At 65.6% G+C, this 18814-nt stretch carries 17 protein-coding genes; 5 read left to right on the plus strand and 12 right to left on the minus strand.

Annotation, left to right across the window (positions count from 1 at the left end; translation table 11 throughout):
* Positions 1 to 146 precede the first annotated feature (146 nt).
* The 4 genes from A5686_RS25060 to A5686_RS25075 all read right to left on the minus strand — a co-directional run bounded on the left by A5686_RS25060 (position 147) and on the right by A5686_RS25075 (position 3202).
* Positions 147 to 1391 (minus strand): cytochrome P450, encoded by a 1245-nt coding sequence (locus A5686_RS25060; protein ID WP_067940042.1) that lies wholly within the window; start codon positions 1389 to 1391, stop codon positions 147 to 149.
* 1 nt (position 1392) lies between these two features.
* Positions 1393 to 1587: a ferredoxin gene (locus A5686_RS25065; protein WP_067940095.1), complete on the minus strand. Its 195-nt coding sequence runs from the start codon at positions 1585 to 1587 to the stop codon at positions 1393 to 1395.
* An 11-nt stretch (positions 1588 to 1598) separates the two neighbouring features.
* Positions 1599 to 2264 carry a TetR family transcriptional regulator gene (locus tag A5686_RS25070; RefSeq protein WP_067940044.1) on the minus strand — a complete coding sequence of 222 codons (666 nt, stop codon included), beginning with the start codon at positions 2262 to 2264 and terminating at the stop codon, positions 1599 to 1601.
* Positions 2265 to 2395: 131 nt separating this feature from the next.
* Entirely contained in the window at positions 2396 to 3202 is an 807-nt protein-coding gene (locus A5686_RS25075; protein WP_067940046.1) for an SDR family NAD(P)-dependent oxidoreductase, read from the minus strand.
* 171 nt (positions 3203 to 3373) lie between these two features.
* Here A5686_RS25075 and A5686_RS25080 point away from each other — a divergent pair, with 171 nt between their 5' ends.
* Positions 3374 to 4141: an SDR family oxidoreductase gene (locus A5686_RS25080; protein WP_067940097.1), complete on the plus strand. Its 768-nt coding sequence runs from the start codon at positions 3374 to 3376 to the stop codon at positions 4139 to 4141.
* Between the two features lie 266 nt (positions 4142 to 4407).
* Entirely contained in the window at positions 4408 to 5955 is a 1548-nt protein-coding gene (locus A5686_RS25085; protein ID WP_082947815.1) for a multicopper oxidase family protein, read from the plus strand.
* 4 nt (positions 5956 to 5959) lie between these two features.
* Here the strand turns inward: A5686_RS25085 and A5686_RS25090 are convergent, their stop codons facing one another.
* From A5686_RS25090 to A5686_RS25125, 8 genes are read right to left on the minus strand one after another with little or no spacing between them, the layout of a single operon-like run.
* Entirely contained in the window at positions 5960 to 6778 is an 819-nt protein-coding gene (locus A5686_RS25090) for an alpha/beta fold hydrolase (RefSeq protein WP_067940048.1), read from the minus strand.
* The gene (locus tag A5686_RS25095) at positions 6775 to 7767 is read right to left on the minus strand and encodes a cyclase family protein (RefSeq protein WP_067940050.1); all 993 of its coding nucleotides are present in this window, start codon (positions 7765 to 7767) and stop codon (positions 6775 to 6777) included. Before A5686_RS25095 ends, A5686_RS25090 begins: the two co-directional genes overlap by 4 nt.
* Complete coding sequence (locus tag A5686_RS25100) at positions 7755 to 8582, minus strand: coniferyl-alcohol dehydrogenase (RefSeq protein WP_067940052.1); 828 nt, start codon at positions 8580 to 8582, stop codon at positions 7755 to 7757. The genes A5686_RS25095 and A5686_RS25100 overlap by 13 nt, the downstream gene beginning before the upstream one ends.
* A 41-nt stretch (positions 8583 to 8623) precedes the next feature.
* A complete protein-coding gene (locus tag A5686_RS25105; RefSeq protein WP_067940054.1) occupies positions 8624 to 9925 on the minus strand; it encodes an LLM class flavin-dependent oxidoreductase in 1302 nt (433 codons plus the stop codon).
* A 3-nt stretch (positions 9926 to 9928) separates the two neighbouring features.
* Positions 9929 to 11656 (minus strand): FAD-binding protein, encoded by a 1728-nt coding sequence (locus A5686_RS25110; RefSeq protein ID WP_156750232.1) that lies wholly within the window; start codon positions 11654 to 11656, stop codon positions 9929 to 9931.
* A gap of 8 nt (positions 11657 to 11664) precedes the next feature.
* Complete coding sequence (locus tag A5686_RS25115) at positions 11665 to 12582, minus strand: 3-carboxyethylcatechol 2,3-dioxygenase (RefSeq protein ID WP_067940057.1); 918 nt, start codon at positions 12580 to 12582, stop codon at positions 11665 to 11667.
* Positions 12530 to 14254 carry a bifunctional 3-(3-hydroxy-phenyl)propionate/3-hydroxycinnamic acid hydroxylase gene (locus A5686_RS25120; protein ID WP_067940059.1) on the minus strand — a complete coding sequence of 575 codons (1725 nt, stop codon included), beginning with the start codon at positions 14252 to 14254 and terminating at the stop codon, positions 12530 to 12532. Before A5686_RS25120 ends, A5686_RS25115 begins: the two co-directional genes overlap by 53 nt.
* Positions 14254 to 15117 carry an alpha/beta fold hydrolase gene (locus A5686_RS25125; protein WP_067940061.1) on the minus strand — a complete coding sequence of 288 codons (864 nt, stop codon included), beginning with the start codon at positions 15115 to 15117 and terminating at the stop codon, positions 14254 to 14256. Before A5686_RS25125 ends, A5686_RS25120 begins: the two co-directional genes overlap by 1 nt.
* Before the next feature lie 126 nt (positions 15118 to 15243).
* Between A5686_RS25125 and A5686_RS25130 the strand changes: the two genes are divergently transcribed.
* From A5686_RS25130 to A5686_RS25140, 3 genes are all read left to right on the plus strand, one after another.
* A complete protein-coding gene (locus A5686_RS25130; RefSeq protein WP_067940063.1) occupies positions 15244 to 15921 on the plus strand; it encodes an IclR family transcriptional regulator in 678 nt (225 codons plus the stop codon).
* 25 nt (positions 15922 to 15946) lie between these two features.
* Positions 15947 to 17563: an FAD-dependent oxidoreductase gene (locus A5686_RS25135; protein WP_067940065.1), complete on the plus strand. Its 1617-nt coding sequence runs from the start codon at positions 15947 to 15949 to the stop codon at positions 17561 to 17563.
* Between the two features lie 391 nt (positions 17564 to 17954).
* Positions 17955 to 18814 (plus strand): DUF222 domain-containing protein (locus tag A5686_RS25140; protein WP_156750230.1); only part of this gene is annotated, 860 nt, incomplete at its 3' end.

Below are 18814 nucleotides of genomic sequence, written 5' to 3' on the forward strand. Positions count from 1 at the left end.
CTGCGGCAAGCCGACATCGCTGTCCGCGGCGTGCCCACGCCGATCCTTTGGAGCGCCATAACCTCCGGGCGGGTAGAGCGTGCCTGTCTGAGTCGTCATCGTTGACCCTCCGTTCGGTTCCGCATTTCAGTAGGTAGCGAGCCGGGCTACCAGGTCACCGGCAGTTCGTAGACGCCGTAGGCGAGTCGGTCGTCCTTGAACGGAACCTCCTCGATCGGAATGGCAAGTTGCAGTGTGGGAATGCGCTGGGCCAGGGTGTGGAACACGATCTGCAGTTCGGCGCGGGCGAGTTGCTGACCCACACACTGATGCCGACCGTAGCCGAATGCGACGTTGCGGTCCGCGCCCGACCGATGCAGGTACAGTCGCTCCGGTTCGGCGAACGCGTCGGGATCCCAGTTGGCCGGGGCGAGATCGATGATGATGCCCTCGCCGGCACGGATCGTCTCGCCGGCGATGTGAATGTCTTCCAGCGCGACGCGGCGTTGACCGTTTTGGATGATGCTGAGATAACGCAGCAGCTCCTCCACGGCGCTTGCGATGACCTTCGGATCTTCGGCGTCGCGGATGACGGCCAGTTGGTCTGGGTTTTCCAGCAGCGCGAGCACCCCGAGGCCAATCATGTTGGAGGTGGTCTCATGCCCGGCGATCAGCAGCCCGGTGCCCAGCTGGGCGGCCTCCTTCACGCTTAGCTCGCCGGCCTTCACCCGCTCGGCGAGGTCGGAAACCGCATCCTCGGCCGGATTCTTGATCTTGGCCTCGACCAACTGGGCGAGGTATTTGTTGAGATTCATCGCGCCTTTGACGGTGTCTGCACCGGTGGCGTAACGCGCGAGGCCGATGTTGGCATGGTGCTGGAACATGTCGGCGTCTTCATAGGGAACGCCAAGCAGCTGGCTGATCACCAGCGAGGGCACCGGCAGCGCCAGCGCGGTGACGATGTCGGCGGGCTGCGGTCCGGCGAGTATCGAGTCGATGTGGTCGTCGGTGATCTTCTGGATGGTCGGGCGCAGATTTTCGACGCGCTTGAACGTGAAGGGCTTCGACAACATACGCCGGAACCGGGTGTGCTCCTCACCGTCGGAGGTGAAGACCGACCGCGGGCGCTTGTGCACCGTGGACAGCATGCCTTCGTTCCAGTGCGGGAATCCGGGCTGCCGGTCGTCGACGCTGACCCGGGAATCCGAGAACAGCTCGCGCACCTGCTCGTAGCCGGTGATGAGCCACGGTGTGCTGCCGTCCCAGATCCGGACCCTGGACAGCGGCCTGGCTTTCGCCAGCGCCATCACATCCGGTGGCGGCGCGAACGGGCAGCGCGGCTCCCTGGCCATCGGGTAGTCCGGGATATCGGAGGTCTGCGCTGTTGCGGTACTCACCAGTGTGTCTGACATGTCATTCCTCGATGTGGATGGCAAGCGCGGGGCAGGCCGCCGCCGCCCGCCGCGCGCCTTCGGCCTGCTCGGGTGTCGGATTGGGGTTGAGGAGGACGACGACGCCGTCGTCATCGCGCTGATCGAACACTTCGGGCGCATTAATTACGCAGTTCCCCGAAGAAGCGCAAACATCTTGGTCGACAGTCACCTTCATCCGCGAGTCCTTCACTCGTACGCCGTCACGGGCGCCAGCCACAGGCCCACGATCGCGTCGATGAGCCCGGACGCCGCAGCCCGCCATGAACGATGAGACGTCAATGAGCCTGTCGCGAAAGCGCGCTCACGATCCGCGCAGGTGTGCATCAACAGGTTTCGGGCCATGATGTTGCGTTCGAAATGCACATCGGCCGGCAGGTTAGGGAGGCAGCGGTTGAAGCCGTCCACCACCTGCACCAGCGACGGCGAGCTGAGCGCGCCCTTGACGATGATGTTGTAGTAGGCCGGATCGGTCATGGCCTGCGCAGCGAACCGCGCGTACCACGTCGGGTTTCCGAGCTGCTCCAGGTGATCGGTGAGCGGACGCACCAAACAGGCCACCCAGGAACGCAATTCGTCGGACTCCCCCGACGCCAGCAGGTCGGACACCATCTGTTCGCGGAGTTGCTCAACGGGTCCGCGGTGCTTGTGCTCGATCGCACGCACCAGGTCGGCCTTGGTGCCGAAGTGGTAACCGACGGCGGCATTGTTGCCCTGTCCCGCAGCCTCGCTGACCTGCCGGTTGGACACCGCGAACATGCCGTGCTCGGCGTACAGCCGCTCGGCGGCCACCAGGATCGCCTCCTGGGTGGAACTGGCCCGCTCGGTGCGCACGGTCCGGCCGACGGTGGTCATCGGATCAGTCAACCCCCTACCCGGGGTTTAAGTCAAGCGATTGATTTAAATTGTGCACCGAGTATGCTGTGGCCTCGGCCGTGTCTAGGCCGGACGCGACCTCATCGTCAGGCTGGAGCCGTGCGGCGACGTCAGCCGTGCTTCTTGGATCGGATCGGCTTGCCCGCCACCGTCCCGCCGTCGACCGGGAGCACCGTGCCGGTGACATAGCGCGAGCGGTCGGTGGCGAAGTACAGCGCGGCTTCGGCGACGTCGTCGGGAGTGCCCTCGCGCTTCAGCGGCCGATCCTCCCGCATCGTCTCGCGGATCCGCGCCTCGAACTGCTTGAGCTGTTCGGGGTCCATGCCGGTTCCCGATTTCCCCAAGATCGGCGTCGGTATGTTGCCGGGCGCGATGGCGTTGACCCGAATCTCGTGGTGCGCCAGCTCGATTGCCGCGGCCTTGGTGAATTGGATGACGGCCGCTTTGGACGCGCGATAGGTCATCACGCCGCCGCCGGCCTGAATGCCGCCGATCGAGGTGATGTTGATGATCGACCCGCCCCCGTGTTCGGCCATGTGCCGTGCGGCATCTCGGGTTCCCGCCATCACGCCCAACACGTTGACCCCCATCACGCGGTGGAAATCGCCGAGGTCGTCGTCCAGCAGCCTGCGCAGCGGGCTGGAAATCCCGGCGTTGTTCACCATGACGTGTAGGCCGCCGAACTTCTCGACGGCACCGGACACCAGCGCTCCCACCTGTCCGGGGTCGGAGACGTCGGTCTGCCGGAAGACGGCGTTGACCCCGAGCGACTTCGCAAGGGCCTCGCCGCGATCGGTCTCGACGTCGGCGATGACGACCTGTGCACCCTCGGCCACAAAGCGCTCCGCGAGACCGCGACCGATGCCGGACGCCGCGCCGGTGACGATGACGACCTTGCCGTCCAATTCGTTAGCCACACGACGAGTTAATCGGCGCCTGCCGCGTTAAGTCAAGCAATTGATTTAACGACGCCGCGGGCCTCGTCCGCGGCGATCGTTTGGCCGCTACCTAGCCGGGGTTCCGCCCCGTCGACGTCTAGGCCATGCTGGGAAGGCCAGTTCGTCGGGAAACTTGGGAAAGGCGTGATCATGAAGGTGTTGGTAATCGGTGGCAGCGGGTTGATCGGGTCACAGGTCGTCGCCAATCTCACCGAGCTGGGACACGACGCGGTCCCAGCATCGCCAAGGACGGGTGTCAATAGCGTGACCGGCGAAGGTGTTGCCGAAGCGGTCGCCGGCGTCCACACGGTCGTGGACGTGTCCAACTCCCCGTCCTGGGCCGACGACGACGTCCTGAACTTCTTCACCACCTCTACCCGCAACCTGCTGGACGCGGAGCGGACCGCGGGCGTGCAGCATCATGTCGCCCTGTCGATCGTGGGCGCCGACCGGGCGGCCGAAAGCGGATACATGCGAGCCAAGATTGCGCAGGAAAAAACGATCGTGGAATCGGGGGCGCCGTACTCGATCGTGCGGGCAACGCAGTTCTTCGAATTCGTTGACGGCATTGCTGATTCGTTCACCGAGGGTGATACCGTTCGCGCGCCGCATGGGGCGTTCCAGCCCATTGCCGCCGCGGATGTGGCCCTGGCGGTCACGCGTGCAGCATCGGGCGATCCCGTCAATGGAGTGATCAATATCGCCGGTCCCGAAAAGCATGGTATGGACGACTTCATCCGGACCCGCTTCGCGGCGACGGGTGATGCCCGCACGGTGGTGATGGACAACGGCGCCCGTTATTACGGTGCCGTGCTCGATGATCGCAGCATCGTTCCCATCGACGGCGAAGAACTGGTCGTCTACCCCACGACCTTCAGCGACTGGATGGCCGCGCAGGCACGCAGCGGTGCCCAATAGAAGCTCCTCGGGAAAAGACTCCTTGATGGGGCGCGGCTCGGCCCACCGACCTTCGCGCACACAAAAATATCGGCGTCATCCACGCGCCGTTCGGAACGTACGCATGCGCCGCGCGATGCTCGCGAAGCCTAGCGCGCGCGGTTGCGCTCCGCCTAGCATCCAAGCACAAGGACGTTGGGGTGAGCCAAAGACGAGGAGCGCCGATTGCCGTGCAACCCACAAGTGGCGGTCCCTTCGGCGGAACTCGGCTCACCAGACGCGGTTTCATGGCTGCCGGCTTCGCCGGCGGGTTGGCGCTGACAGCGTGCAGCCAAACTAAGCCGGAACCGTCGGGCAGTGTCCGAATGGCCGGGGCCATCGCCGAGGCCGAGTCCGCCCGACCGCACAGTGGCCGAACCGTCACCGCCAAGCTGGCGCCCCAGCAGGCCGAGGTCGACCTGGGCGGGCCGGTCATTCGCACGCTGGCCTACGGCAACAGCATCCCGGGCCCGGTGATCCGTGCCAGCATCGGTGACGAGGTCGTGGTGTCGGTGTCGAACGGACTCGACCATCCTACGTCGGTGCATTGGCACGGCGTCTCCCTGCGCAACGACATGGACGGCGCAGAACCTGCGACACCCGACATCGCACCCGGCCACGACTTCACCTACCGGTTCTCCGTACCGAATTCGGGTACCTACTGGGCACACCCGCACACTGGCCTGGACACAGACACCGGTCTGTATCTGCCGGTCATCGTCGACGACCCGACCGAGGGCAACTACGACGCCGAATGGATCGTCGTCCTTGATGATTGGACCGATGGCGTCGGTAAGAGTCCTCAGCAGCTCTACGGCGAACTGAGCAACCCGAACAAACCCCCGCAGACCACGCCCGAAACGACGACTTCGACAACCGAGACATCCCCCACGACGACGACCGAGACGAGCGAGACGACGTCGACCAGCCCGGCCAGCTCGACCAGCCCGGCACCGCCGCCCCCGGCGGCGAGGGGCGGTACCAGCGATCTCCTCGGCGGCGACGCCGGCGACATCGCCTACCCCTACTATCTGATTAATGGCCGAATCCCGGCTTCTCCCATCACGTTTAACGCCAAACCCGGCCAACGCATCCGCATCCGCTTGATCAACACCGCCTCCGACACCACCTTCCGGGTCGCACTCGCCGGCCACCCGATGACCGTGACGCACACCGACGGCTACCCCGTCGTTCCCACACAAGTCGATGCGCTGCTGATCGGGATGGCCGAACGCTACGACGTCATCGTGACCGCCGCGGACGGCGTCTTCCCACTGGTCGCCCTCGCCGAGGGCAAGAACGGCCTGGCACGCGGGTTGCTCGCTACGGCCGCGGGCGGTGCGCCAGACCCGCAGTTCCAGCCGGGCGAGCTCACCAAGCGGGTGGGAACCATCGAGATGTTCACCGCGACAACACCGGTCAACCTAGGACGTCCCGATCCCGGCCTCAACCTGCCGGTCGTGCTGGGCGGCAACATGATGCAGTACAACTGGACGATCAACGGGGAGCCCTACGCAAAGACCAATCCTCTGCACGTCCAGCAGGGCCAACGGCCCACCATCACGTTCGACAACACCACGATGATGTATCACCCGATTCATCTGCACGGGCATACGTTCCAAGTGATCAGGGCCGACGGCAGCCCGGGCGCGCGCAAGGACACCGTTATGGTGCTGCCGAAGCAGAGGCTCGTTGCGGTTCTCGTCGCCGACAATCCCGGAACCTGGGTCATGCACTGCCACAACACCTATCACCAGGTAGCCGGAATGATGACCCGGGTGGACTACGCCTTCTGACGTTTCAGAGCCCGCCCAGAAAATCCATCAGCAGCTGGTTGACCGCCGAGGGCCGCTCAATCTGGGGGCAGTGTCCGGCCTTGTCGATTACAACCGAGCGGGCCCCATCGATCTGCTTGGCGATCTCGGCAGCCCAGCCGGCCGGTAGGAGCTTGTCCTCGCCACCTTCGACGACAAGTGTTGGCACGCCGATGTTCTCGTAGGCTCGCGCGGGCAATGGGGTCGCGGCCTGTGTGGCGCCGGGACGGCGGAACCGGGCGGCGGCGACGGCCTCCCATGCCCCCGGCGCGGTGCTCGATTCGTAACGGCGGCGCACATAGGCGTCGTCGGCGGGGTAGCCGGAGTCGAAGAACAGCGCTTCGACAATGCGGCGCATCGCCGGCAGCGTTGCGTCGTAGTTCTGTAGCGCCTCGAAGTGCTGGTTCTGCTGGATCTCCCCGCCGCCGCAGATGATCACCAGGCTGCGCGCTGGTAGCAGCGGTGTGCCCGACGTGGCGTCGGTGAGCAGGTTGATGGCTCCCATCGAATTGCCGACGAAGTGCGCCGAGTCGACACCGACCAGCTCGCAAAACCGCGCCACGTGCCGAATCCGCATGCCGCGGCCGTCGACGAAGTCAATGACCTTGGCGGATTCCCCGAACCCCAACTGGTCCGGCGCCAGGACCCGGTGTCGCGCGGCAAGCGCTTCGATGTTGCGTTCCCAGCCGAGCTCGGCGCCCGCACCGAACTCCCCGCCGTGCAGCAACACTACCGGGTCCCCGTCGCCCGCTTCCAAATAGCTGGTGGTCAGTCCGTCCACCGTGATGGTCTTACGCAGCCTCATTTGATCGCGATCGGGTTCACCGGTGAGCCCACTGCCCCAACGACTCTCAGCGGTGGGGCGATGAGCTGGAACTCGTAGACGCCGTCGGCGGCGCAGTCTTCGGCCAGCGCGGTGAGATCCCAGTACTCGCCGAACATCAGCCCCATGTCGCGCAGGCAGAGCAGATGCAAGGGAAAGGTAAGCCCCTCGACGCCCGAAACCAGGTCTTCGACTTGGAGGTTGTCCGCCGCGACGGCGGCGATCTCGTGGTCGTGCAGCCACTGGGCGCATCGCCAGTCCAACCCGGAATAGCCTTCTGTCTTGTTGCCGGTCATGAGAAACCTTGCCCACCAGCCGGTTCGGATCAGCACGATGTCGCCTCGGCCGATCGTCACCCCCTGCGCGCGCACCACGTCATCCAGTTCTTCCGGTGAGATTGGGTTTCCGGCTTCCAGGAAGACATCCGCGTTCCGGTGACGAACCAGGTCCAGTAGTACGCCCCGTGACGTGATGCCCTTGCCGTCGACCTTGTCGATGCCGCAGCGATAGGCCCCCAGGCTGGTCACCGAATCGGCCGGGAAGCCGTTGTAGAGGTGGCCGTCGTAGTAGACGTGAGACAACGCGTCCCATTGGCTGGCCGCCTGCAACGGCATGATGATGATGTCGTCGTTGAAGCGGAAGGGGTTGTCTGCGGTCATGTAACCGCTCAGCTGCTGGGCCACCAGGTTACTCGGCCAGTCGGACCCGTACCGAGCAAGGGTGTTCACATCGCCGCCGTCCACGGTCATTACGTGAATGGGATTGTGCCGAAACCCGAAGGCGCCCTGTGGACCGGACGCACCGAAGTCCACGCCCAACGGGAACACCTTTCCATGGCGGACCAGGCTTGCGGCTTGGGCCACCTTTTCCGCGGTGATGAAGTTCAGGGTGCCCAGCTCGTCGGCGTCTCCCCACCGGCCCCAGTTGCTGACGTCGCGAGCGACCCGCCGAAAGTCGGTCATACCGGCCACGGTGCGTGTCCTTCCTCGAGTTCTCGCGCGATCGACGCACCCACATTGCCGCCGTCGACCCATACCACCTGGCCCGAAATGTAGCTGGCGGCACGGCTATTCAAAAAGACTAGAACGGCGGCTTGTTCGGCCGGGCCGGAAACACGGCCCAACGGCTTGGGAATGTCGTCGAGAAAGCCCTGCCCGTATGCCGTGCGCAGCTGGTCCAGGATCGGGGTCTCGGTGACTCCGGGACCGGTGCAGTTGATGCGAATTCCCCGTGCGCCCAACAGGGTGGCGCGGCGCATGGTGTAGAGGATGACCGCTTCCTTGGACAACTGATAGCCGGTGCCGAGCGCATCGGGATGCGCAGCGCACCACTCGATACCCTCCTGCATCGTCGCGGTACCCAGTAGCGGCGCCACGTCCCGCAGATGCTCCCGATACGCGGCCGCCGCGAGCGATGACACGCTGACAATGGCAGACCCCGCGACCATTTTCGGGACCAGCGCCTCGGTGGCATGGCGCAGCCCCAAGAAATTGATGGTCACCACCAGCGGCGCATCGCCGATCCCGGACGACACGCCCGCAACATTGAACAGCGCGTCGACTTGCCCGGTCACCGCCGCCACCGCCGACTCGATCGATGTCTGATCGGCCAGGTCGACTTCATGAAATTCGTCGATTGTGAAGTCTGGTCGCCGCTTGTCCAACCCGATGACTTCGGCCCCAAGCTCGGTGAGCTGCCTCACCACGTGTTCGCCTATGCCCGAAGCACATCCGGTCACCACCGCACGGCTTCCGTCGTAGCGCCACAGCTCGTCGATCGCTCCCAAGGCTCGCCTCGAAATTCTTCCGACTCAGATGCCGTCCGAGATTACTTCTGCTGTTCCTTCGCGCGCTGCGCCGCCTGAACGCGTCCTTCGTTGATCTCCGCCATAGCTTCCGGGATCTCGCTGGCGGTGAACTTACCGCCACGGCCAGTCGGGAGTCCACCAAACGAGTAATCCTCGTCGAATTGCGGTGCGCTCGATTCGGGCCGACGCGCCTCCACCTTCTCGATGATGGGTTCCAGCCGCTTGGCCTTTTCCGCCACAGCCTTTGCGTCCCGCTCGATGAATTCAGGGAGGACCTCTTTGCCCATAAGCTCAATCGATTCCATGGTCCCTTCGTGGCTGCGCGGGTTGAGCAGCAAGATGATCTCGTCGACGCCACTCTCCTCATAGCCGCGCAGAAACTCACGCACGGTGGCCGGGGATCCGATCGCGCCCCGGCCGGGTCCGTACGCCAGCGTCGGATCCTTTTCCACCTCTTCGAGATACCGCTGCCACACCCCGGTCCGACCCGGCGTGTGCACACCCGTCATGTAGTAGTGCATGATTCCGAACGAGAAGAACCCGCCGCCCTGCCCGAGCCGCTGCAGGGCCAGCTCATCGGACTTGGCCACCATCATCGACAGGTCGCCGCCGATGGCGAGGATGTTGGGGTTGATCCCAGGAGTGACCGGGACGCCGTTCTCCTCGAACTCCTTGTAATAGCCGTTGACCCGTTCGGTCAGTGGTCCGGGACCGGTGTAGGCGAAACTCAAGGCGCCGATCGCCTTTTGGGCTGCCATCTGGACGCTGGCCGGTCGCGTGCAGGCGACCCAGACCGGCGGGTGCGGCTTTTGCAGCGGCTTGGGAACGACGTTGCGCGCCGGCATCTGGACGTGTTCGCCGTGGAAGCCGGTGAACGGCTCCTCGATCATGCAGCGGATCGAGACCTCGAGGGCCTCTTCCCACTGTGCCCGCTTATCGGCGGGATCGATATTGAATCCGCCGAGTTCACCGACCGACGAGGATTCCCCGGTGCCGAATTCGACACGACCATTGGACAGCAGGTCCAGGGTGGCGATGCGCTCGGCCACGCGGGCGGGGTGATTGACCGCCGGCGGCAGGTGCATGATGCCGAATCCCAGCCGAATGTTCGTGGTCCGCTGGCTGGCCGCCGCCAAGAAGATCTCCGGTGCCGTCGAGTGGCAGTACTCCTCGAGGAAGTGGTGCTCGGTCAGCCACACGGTGGAAAAACCCGCCTTGTCCGCGGCCTCGACCTCGTTGAGACAGTCCTGCAGCAAGACATGCTCGTCGTCGGGCGCCCAGGGCCGGGGCAGGGCGAATTCGTAGAACAGTGAGATTTTCATTCGTTACCTCCTATGAGTATTAATGGCTCGGCTGGCCGCTTGGGCCGCAACGTGTTTGGCTGCGACGTAGCCGAACGTCATGGCTGGGCCGATGGTCGCGCCGGCACCGGCGTAGCTGCGACCCATCACCGCCGCGGAAGCGTTGCCCACCGCATAGAGCCCGGGCAGCACGGTGCCATCGGTTCGCAGCACGCGGGCGTGTTCATCGGTCAACAGGCCGCCCGAGGTCCCCAGGTCCCCGAGCACGATACGGAAGGCGTAGTACGGCGGATCACCAAGCGGATACAGGTTCGGGTTGGGCAAGGTGTGGTCGCCGTAGTAATTGTCGTACGCGCTGTCCCCGCGGTTGAAATCGTCGTCGTGGCCCTTGCGGGCCAGTTCGTTGAAACGGCGGGCGGTTTCGGCGAGTTGTTCTGCGGGGACGCCGATCTTCGCCGCCATTTCGCTCCACGTCGTGGCCGCTTTGACCACACCCGATTCCAGCCAGGCCGATGGGATTTTGCGGCCGGTGGGGACCGGTGCACCTGGGATCTTGGGTACCGGCAGGTGCCCCGCGACGACGTAGCGGTTGAACGATCTGTGGTCGGTGATCAGCCAGCACGGGATATGGCTTACCCCGGATCTCTGCCCCTCGATCATGGCGTGACCGAAGTCCATGTAGGGGGCCGCCTCGTTGATGAAGCGTTTGCCCGCACCGTTGACGATGAACTGTGCCGGCATCATCCGCTCGTTGAGCATGAATTGCATGCGCCCGTCCGGCCATTGGATCGCCGGGAACCACCAGGCCTCATCGAGCAGGTCCGTCCCGGCTCCGACCGCTATGCCGGCACGGATGCCGTCGCCCATGGCCGCGGGATTGCCGAAGCTCCAGTCCTGGTCCACCTCGGGCAGAAGTTCTTTGCGCCAGGCGAGGTCGTGGTCGAACCCTCCCGAGGCCAGGATGACGCCCGAGCGCGCACCGATCCGCTGCGGATCACCCTCGCGTTCCACCACCGCGCCGGTGACCGATCCGTCCGAGTCGGTGAGCAGCTGCACCATCGGCGAGTCCAGCCAGAGCGGGATGCCACGATCTCGCAGCGCCAGCCGGAGCCGGGCCGCCAGCGACTGTCCGATGGCCGCCATCCGCTCGCCGAACACCCTCGCCCGCACCATTCGCGCAACCAACTTCAGCAGCATGCCTTTGCCCGCCCACGACTGCCTGATCCGGTAGAACGTGCGGAGATCCTTGGGCCCCAGCCAGATTCCCTTGGGGGCCAAGGCCAGCGGCTGCAACAGTCGGTGCTCGTCGGGGCCCAACTTCCGCAGGTCGATGGCGGGCACGTTGATCGTACTGCCGAGTTCGGAGCCGCCGGGTAACTCGGGGTAGTAGTCTGCATAACCGGGTTTCCACACGAATTCGAACCATCCGGAAAGCTGCTCCAAGAACTGCAGCATCTGCGGCGCGCTCTCGACGTACTGGCGCAGCCGCGCCTCACTGACCAGTCCGTCGGTGATCTGTTTGAGGTAGCCGACGACGGCTTCCGGCGAGGGCACGTAGCCCTCCCGGCGCTGGGCGGGGGCTCCGGGCACCCAGATGCCGCCGCCGGATAAAGCGGTGGAACCTCCGAAATAGGACGATTTTTCGACCACCAATGGCTCAAGTCCGCCGGCCTGCGCGGTCAGCGCGGCCGTCATGCCGCCGCCGCCGGAGCCGACGATGAGCACGTCGACAACGTGATCGAAACCGTGCACCGCGACCGTCATTTCGGAAGTGCCGTTCTGATGGCGAAACCGGCGATCAGTTCGGGTGCGGGTTTGTAGAAGCGCCCAGTGATTTCGTAGGGTCCCGCTGCGTCCAGCGCCGCGAACGCCGCCACCCAGGTGCGGATCTCCTGCGCCGAGCTGCCGCCCTCGTGGGCGACAAATGAATTCGACCAGCCGTCTAATTCGTCCAGCCAGCCGCCGTCGATGATCGCCAAGAATCGCTGGTCCCACGTCGGGTTGAGTGCCTGCAGGTCACTTTGGCCTGCGGCAAAATTTTTGGCCGCATCGATGATGGCCGCTTGCCGGGCCTGTCGCTGCTCGGACGTCATGGGTCGGCCGTGCACGATCCGTTCCAGCACCGGAGCGGGCGCGGTTGCCAGGGTCGGCACCGGCGGGCTGTGCGAGAGCCCGCCGGATCCCAGGAGGAGGACTCGCTTGTCCAGGGTGGCCAGGTAGTTGCCGACCGCGGCACCGAGTGCACGGCAGCGATGCATCGGGCCCAGCGGCACGCCGATCGCGTTGACGAAGATCGGTATCAGGGGGCGCGCTGTGGCGTCCCCGAAGAGCTTTTCGAGCGGCTGGACCGTGCCGTGGTCCACGTCCATGCTGGCCGACACCGCGATGTCGACACCGGCGTCGAGGACCGCCTTCGCGCAGTCGGTCGCAAGTGTTTCGGGTACGTTCAGCGGTCCGGCGTGGGTTCCGTAGTCGCCCACTCCGCGGGCGCTGGTGCCAATGCAAAAGGGCGGCATCACCTTATAGAAGAACCCGTTGTAGTGGTCCGGGGAGAAACTGACCACCAGTTCGGGGTCATAGTCTTCGACGAACCTTCGAGCTTCGGCGATTGCGCCTTCGATGTCATCAAGCAGGTCCCGCGACGGCCCCGGAAGATTCAGGAGCGGGCTGTGCGACATACAGCACAGAGCCAGTGCCACTTTGCAAATCACCCCCTCGCGGCGTCAGGGTGAGCGCGTCAAGGAGCGCGGCGCTCAGGTCGGGCGCGCGCTGAGCGATGCAGGCACCCGCGATGCATCGGTCGGGCCGCAGGAACAGCACCGAGTCCGAGTGGGCGTCGAACCATGACTTGAGGCCACCGTGCCGGTCACCCACCACCACGACATCGGGATCGTCGTGCCCGGTCCAGTGCAGCTGGGTCGCCGGGCGCAACGTAAAGAAACGGGTGCCCAACGCTTTCCAGTTTGCGAACGCCACATCACCGAGGATCTTGCGCGGGTTGTTGTTCCAGGACAGCACGGCGAACCACGAACCGAGCACGTCGTCGAGCAACACGTCCTGCTGGTCGCGGGTGTCGACACGCGGCTGGATGAACAGCGTGCCCACCGGCGAATCGGGGCGCCCGGGTGTCGCGTGCACGACGGCGCCGTGCTCGTAGCGGGGCATCGGCTTGAACCGCATTTCCAGCACATATCGCTTGAGCGACGGCACGATTGACGCCGACCGCACCAGAAGATCGCGGGCCGTCGCCACGCGGCGGTTGGTCGGTGAGATCACTCGGCCCACCATGGTGGACAAGTCGATCATCGCGCGTGCGTGCTTGCGGCGTTCCACGTCATAGGTGTCCAGCAACTTGTCGTCGGCCCGGCCGCTCACCACCGCCGCGAGCTTCCAGCCGAGGTTCGCCGCGTCGCGGATCCCGCTGTTGTAACCCTGTCCCTGCCACACCGGCATCAGGTGGGCGGCATCCCCGGCGAGCAGCAGCCGGCCCCGGCGGAACGCGCCGGCGATGCGCGAGTGGTGCGTGTACACCCGGCGCCGGATCACATCGACCCGGTCGGGGTGAGGCACCATCCTGGCCAGCATCTGCGTCAGGAACGCCGGGTCTTCGGCCTGCTCATCGGTCTCGTCGGCGTGAATCATGAACTCGAAGCGGCGAATTCCATGGGCAATCGAGATCGAGGCGTACGGGCGTTCGGGATCGGCGCCGACCTCACTGTTCGGGTGTCCCAGCGGGTCGTTGGCGATGTCGACCACCAGCCAACGGGTCGACGACGTCGTTCCATCGAACGACACACCCATCACGCGGCGCGTAATGCTGCGGCCGCCGTCGCACCCGACAACGTATCGCGTCCGCACACATGAGGCGTCGCCGTCGTTACCGGCGCCGCCACCGAGCTCGACGGTCACCCCCTCGGCGCTTTCGTGACATGCCGTCATCGGACGTCCCCACCACACCTGGACGTGTTCGAATCGATCCAGTCCGGAGAGCAATTCGGCGTCGACGAGCGGTTGCACGAAGCCATTACGCTTCGGCCACCCGAAACATGCGTCCGGCGGGGCCATTTCGGCGAGCACTCGGCGCTTGGCGTCGACGAACCGCAGAATCTGGTTGGGCACGGTATGCGGCAGTACCCGGTCGGCGAGCCCGATCGACTGGAAGGTCCGCAGCGCCTCGTCATCAAGGCCGACCCCGCGGGGGTAGTCGATGAGGGTGTCCCGCTCGTCGACCACAACGGTGCGGATGCCCTGCAGGCCAAGGATGTTGGCGAGGGTCAAACCGACCGGGCCCGCGCCCACCACCAGGACGTCGGTCTCGATCTCAGGAATCTCCTGCCCCGGCGTGGCCATCACCGGTCCAGCAGAAAGTCGAGGTGCAGCCGGTTAAAGGTCTTGGCGTCCTCGTACTGTGGCCAATGACCGCAGCCGGGCATCACCTCGAAGCGCGCGCCGGGAATCATCGACGCCATTCGACGACCCTCCGTCACGTCGGCGGTGGGATCGTCACTGGTCCACAGCACCAGCGTCGGCGCGATGATCGACCCGTATTCGTCCGGGCCGAGGATGTTGCGTGCGCGAATCTCTGGATCCTGCAATGCCATGATGTCGCTCATCGCGGAGACGAATCCCGGTTGCCGATATACCCGTTGGCGGCTGGCAACCAGATCGTCGTAAGCCTTGGACTTGTCGGCCATCAGCCATTTGATGCGCGCTTGCACCGTTTCCCAAGTCGGGTCCTCGGCGGCCGCCATGGACAAGGTGATGATCCGCTGCATCACCACGGGATCGGCTTGAGATCCGCCGGCCGTGTTAAGCACCAGTCGCGCAACCACATCCGGATGATCGACCGCGGTGCGCGCTGCCACCCAGCCGCCGAGCGATTCGCCGCTGAGGTAGGCGCGATCCACACCGATGGTGCGCAGCACCGCCATCAGATGCTCGACATAGTGGCCGACTTCCAGCGGATGTCCCGGCTTGTCGGTGTACCCGTGGCCCAGCATGTCGATCGACCACGTCCAGAAGTGCTCGGCGTGTGCGCCGAGGTTGCGCACGTAGGCCTCGGCATGACCGCCTGACCCATGCAGCAGCACCAGCACGGGCTTGCCGGGATCGCCGGCGCGCAGGTAGCGGGTCCGTATCCCTCCGGCGTCGAGGTAGCCCTGCTCGAACGCGACGCCCTGGAGATCGCTCCATATGCTCTCGAACTCCGCCACGGTGCTGACCGGCCTCCAGATCGAGGAAATGTCGTTCTCGTTTTCGACTTACTTGGTGTGCTAATATCGCACACTAATGTGCGTTATATATAGAGCTTCGCTCTCAGGGGAAGGTCTGTCAAGGCTGTGACCGGGTCCAGTGCCGGTTCGCAGACCCTGGCCAGGGGTCTGACCGCGCTGCAGATGGTGGCGGACTCCCCCGGCGGGCTGACGGTGCAACAGCTCGCCGATCAGGTGGGCGTGCATCGCACCATCGCCTATCGATTGCTGACCACGCTGGCCGATTTCCGCCTGGTGGCCAAGGGAGAGGACGGCCGCTACCGACCTGCCGCGGGCCTGGCCGTGCTCGGTGCCGCCTTCGACCGCAACGTGCGCCAAGTGAGCCTGCCGACGCTGCGCGCCCTGGCCGACGAACTCGGCACGACGGTCTCCCTGCTCATCGCCGAAGGCGACCAGCAGGTGGCGATCGCGGTGATCGTGCCCAGCCATGTCGCGTACCAGCTGTCTTTCCATGAGGGCAGCCGATATCCGCTCGATCGCGGCGCCGCTGGGATCGCCTTGCTCGCATGCATGCCCCCGCGCCCCGGCGAACGCGAGCTGGTGTCCGTGGCGCGCGAACGCGGCTGGGTGACGACCTACGGCGAGATCGAACCGAACACCTACGGTCTGGCCGTGGGGGTGCGCCGACCGGCGCCGTCCCCACCCACGTGCATCAACCTCATCTCACACCGAGAAGACGTGGTGATGCGCGGCAAAGACGCGGTCGTCAAGGCCGCCGAGCAGTTGGCCGAGCTCCTGAGCTAGCACTGAGCTGAAGGGATGGCAGTCCATGTCTTGGGACCACGAAGTCGACGTCGTCGTGCTCGGCAGCGGCGGCGCCGGGCTCACCGCCGCGCTGACCGCGGCCGTCGCGGGCGCCTCGGTGGAGGTCTACGAAAAGGCTGCGACCGTCGGCGGGACCACCGCCGTGTCCGGCGGCATCGTGTGGATCCCCGCTCATAACCGTTGCCCCGACGGCGAATTGACGGCAGCCGACGCGATGCGTTATTTGCGCGCCCAGTCACTGGGGTCGATGGACGACGAGTTGGTCGAAACGTTCGTGCGCACCGGACCCGGGATGCTTGATTTCATCGAGGCGCACAGCGGTCTTCGGTTCGAGATTGCGACCGGGTTCCCGGACTACCGCCCCGAGTTGCCGGGCGGGCGGCCGACGGGCGGTCGGTCACTGAGCGCGGCTCCCTTCGACCTGGCCCAACTCGGCGAATGGGCAACGCAGATCACGTCTTTCCCGGCCGACTGGTCCAACGTCGGTTTCGATGCCGAGACCAGGGCGCGCCTGCACGCTGCGATCGACGACCGAACCAGCCATCTGTGCGTCGCCGGCACCGCGCTGGTCGCGGGGCTCCTCAAGGGCCTGCTGGACGCCGGGGTCACCCCACACACCAAGGCGCGGGCCGAAGGACTCGTCGCCGACGACGGAGAAGTCACCGGGGTACGCGTGGCCCTGCCGGATCGGACGATCAGTGTGCGCGCCCGGCACGGGGTCATCCTGGGGACCGGCGGCTTCGAGTGGGATCCGGCTCTGACGCAAGCCTTTCTGCGCGGCCCCATGCACGGCGCGGTCTCGCCGCCCAACAACACCGGCGACGGTCTGCGCATGTCGATGGAACAGGGGGCCGACCTGGCCAACATGGGCGAAGCGTGGTGGGTGCCGATCGTGCAGATCCCGGGCGACACCATCGGGGGCAAGCCGCGCAGCCGCAGCGTGCGGCTGGAAAGGACGAGGCCTCGCAGCATCATCGTCAACTCGGCCGGCCGGCGCTTCGTCAACGAGGCCTGCGATTACAACTCGATGGCCGGCGCCTTCCATTACCTGGATCCCCGCGGCGGCTACGTCAACGATCGCGGGTGGATGGTGTTCGATTCGATTCACCTGCAGCGCTATGGATTTCTGGGTACCGAACCGGGCCAACCGGTCCCGGGCTGGTTCTGCGAATCGGCAGACCTTGCCGAGTTGGCCGCCAAGACCGGCATCGACGCCGACGGCCTGACCCGCACCGTCGAACGCTGGAACCGTCATGTTGCTGGCGGTGCGGATCCCGACTTCGGCCGCGGCTCCAGCGCCTACGACGGATATTGGGGCGATGACAGCGCGACCACGCCGGCCGGTAAGACGCTGGGCCCCATCGATACCGCCCCGTTCTACGCCGTACCGGTGAGCATCGGTGCGATGGGCACCAAGGGCGGACCGCGCACCGATCACGATGCCCGCGTTCTGCATATCCGCGGCGAGCCGATACCGGGCCTGTTCGCTGCTGGCAATGCGATGGGCGGCGTCACCGGACGCGCCTACGGCGGTGCAGGCGGAACCCTGGGCCCGGCAATGGTTTTCGGTTATCGTGCGGGTCATGCGGCCGCCACCGGGAAGTCGGTCGACCTGCAGTAGCTTAGGCTGGAACCGGCGCCGCTCGGATCAACAATGCGCTGTACGTACCGATTGACCGACTGCTTGAGCTGTTGGGGGGACACGCGGAACTGCTTGAACGACAACAGTTGAATTTTGGCTATCGCCTACTGGTCAGCGATTCTGGTTAAACACACAGCTTCCAATCGATCCCCGTAAATCCCGCCATCTTTCGACCCGCCGTGACGGGATCTCGCGGGGCTGCGCGACCATCAGGCGAGTTTGCTTCGCGATAGCGCCGGTGATAGCGCAAATCGGAATCGCCTCATGCCGGCACCACGGTGTCGCATAACTCACATCCGGGCACCTCGGGCGCGACCGTGGCACGTCCGGGCGGTCCGGTTTTGTCGGTGGTGGCTGCGATGATGTGGTCATGTCGTTGACCGCATCCGCTGGCGCCGTGGGGGTGACCGCGAGCGAGCGTCTTGAGGTGTTGTTCGGGGAGTTGGCGGAGTTGTGCGGTCAGCGCAACGCGATTGATGGGCGCATCGTGGAGATCGTGGCCGAGATTGATCGCGACGAGCTCGGTGGTGTTACCGGTGCGCGGTCGGTGCCGGCGTTGGTGGCCCCGAAGACGGGTTGCTCGCCGGCCAATGCCCACACGATCAGCACGATCGCGCGCCGGGTGCAGGAGTTTCCCCGCTGCGCCCAAGGTATGCGGGAGGGTCGGCTGTCGCTGGATCAGGTCGGGGTGATCGCGGCGCGTGCCGGTCAGGGTTCTGATGCGCACTACGCGCAGCTGGCCAGCGTCGCGACGGTTACCCAGCTGCGCAGCGCGGTCAGGCTGGAACCGCGACCCGACCCCGAACCGCGGCCCGAGGGGCTTGAACCGCAGGCCTCGATCACCAAGTCCTCCGACGACGAGGGCAGCTGTTGGCGGATCAGACTTCCGCAACCCGATGCGGCGAAGTTCGAGGCGGCGTTGGCCTCTCATCGTGATGCGCTGATCGCTGAGTTCACGCGCGAGCACGGCGACGGCGACCGCGCTTGGGGTCAGCGGCCGCCGTTGCCGGGCACCGTCGAGGCGTTCACGCGCTTGGTGGAGGCCGGGTGGGACGCCGAGGCCACCCGCCGCCCGCACGGGCAGCACACCACGGTGGTGGTGCACCTCGACGTGCAGCAGCGCGCCGCGGCCCTGCATCTGGGTGCGCTGCTGTCCGACGCCGAACGCCGCTACCTGAGCTGTGATGCCACCTGTGAAGTGTGGTTCGAACGCCACGGCGAGGTCATCGG

Origin of the sequence: Mycobacterium sp. E2479, assembly GCF_001667925.1 — a bacterium.
Lineage (GTDB): Bacteria > Actinomycetota > Actinomycetes > Mycobacteriales > Mycobacteriaceae > Mycobacterium.

Coding starts and splice junctions, on each gene's coding strand:
- A5686_RS25120 (WP_067940059.1), bottom strand. CDS start 14,254: ATGGCCACGCCGGGGCAGGAGATTCCTGAGATCGAGACCGACGTCCTG.
- A5686_RS25085 (WP_082947815.1), top strand. CDS start 4,408: ATGGCTGCCGGCTTCGCCGGCGGGTTGGCGCTGACAGCGTGCAGCCAA.
- A5686_RS25135 (WP_067940065.1), top strand. CDS start 15,947: ATGTCTTGGGACCACGAAGTCGACGTCGTCGTGCTCGGCAGCGGCGGC.
- A5686_RS25115 (WP_067940057.1), bottom strand. CDS start 12,582: ATGTCGCACAGCCCGCTCCTGAATCTTCCGGGGCCGTCGCGGGACCTG.
- A5686_RS25105 (WP_067940054.1), bottom strand. CDS start 9,925: ATGAAAATCTCACTGTTCTACGAATTCGCCCTGCCCCGGCCCTGGGCG.
- A5686_RS25080 (WP_067940097.1), top strand. CDS start 3,374: ATGAAGGTGTTGGTAATCGGTGGCAGCGGGTTGATCGGGTCACAGGTC.
- A5686_RS25065 (WP_067940095.1), bottom strand. CDS start 1,587: ATGAAGGTGACTGTCGACCAAGATGTTTGCGCTTCTTCGGGGAACTGC.
- A5686_RS25070 (WP_067940044.1), bottom strand. CDS start 2,264: ATGACCACCGTCGGCCGGACCGTGCGCACCGAGCGGGCCAGTTCCACC.
- A5686_RS25090 (WP_067940048.1), bottom strand. CDS start 6,778: ATGAGGCTGCGTAAGACCATCACGGTGGACGGACTGACCACCAGCTAT.
- A5686_RS25060 (WP_067940042.1), bottom strand. CDS start 1,391: ATGTCAGACACACTGGTGAGTACCGCAACAGCGCAGACCTCCGATATC.